The following is an 880-nucleotide window of genomic DNA, read 5'->3' on the forward strand; positions in this document are numbered from 1 at the left end:
CCAGGTTGTCCACAATGTTGTCCGCTCTGACATAGGTCGGCCCTTGCCACCATAGCGGTTCATTTTTGGGGATCGCCAGCACAAACGGTTGATATCGGGACTCCAACCAGCAGCGCAGACGACGATCCTGACCATAAACAGCATCTGCCGTCACCCAGCGACAGGGAACGCCAGCCTCTAATGCGCGTTCCAGCATCTGTCGGGCGAGCTGCGGTTTGGTGGCAAAAGGGACGGAGTCAGGAATACCGGCGGCTTCACAGCGGGGCCGGTCATCTGTCCAGGGTTTGGGCAGGTATAAGGCCCGGTCAATAAAGGCATGGCCGCCCTGACCGGCATAACAGAGAAAGACGCCTATCTGGCTGTTTTCGACGCGCCCGGCGGTGCCACTGTATTGACGTTGCACCCCAGCAGAATGCGTGCCTTTTTTGATAAAGCCCGTTTCATCCACAATAAGTACACCGTGCTCATCGCCCAAATGTTCTGTCACATAGTCCCGCAGAATATCGCGGGCGGCGTCGACATCCCAGTGAGCTCGCTCCAGCAGATGCTGAACTCCATCAGGCGTGCGTTCGCCTATCCATTCCGCCAGTTGCCAGCCATTTTTACGTTCAACGTCACTGAGCAGCCCCCGGAGATATGCGAGGCTGCGTTGTTGTGGGCCAGGATGGTGAAACAAGGGAGCCAGACGAGTATGGAGTGAGAGCCGTTCTTGTTCCCAGGCATTGGTCGGTGAGTGCATTGAACACCTCCCCGTATTTTCAGGAAAAAAATGTCAGGGCCATCATGCCACAATGGGGCGTACGACTGTAGTACTAGGGGGTGTTGACGTTTTGTGAGGGGGGATTTGAACAGCATGACGATTTGGTATAATCAATTTCGC

The 880-nt window shown here is 55.5% G+C and carries 1 pseudogene; it reads right to left on the bottom strand.

The features are described from left to right. Positions 1-739: pseudogene (locus H8A87_RS19505) on the bottom strand (IS701 family transposase); the annotation flags it as partial. Between the last annotated feature and the right edge of the window lie 141 nt (positions 740-880).

The organism is Xenorhabdus lircayensis, from assembly GCF_016306625.1.
Taxonomy (GTDB): Bacteria; Pseudomonadota; Gammaproteobacteria; order Enterobacterales; family Enterobacteriaceae; genus Xenorhabdus; species Xenorhabdus lircayensis.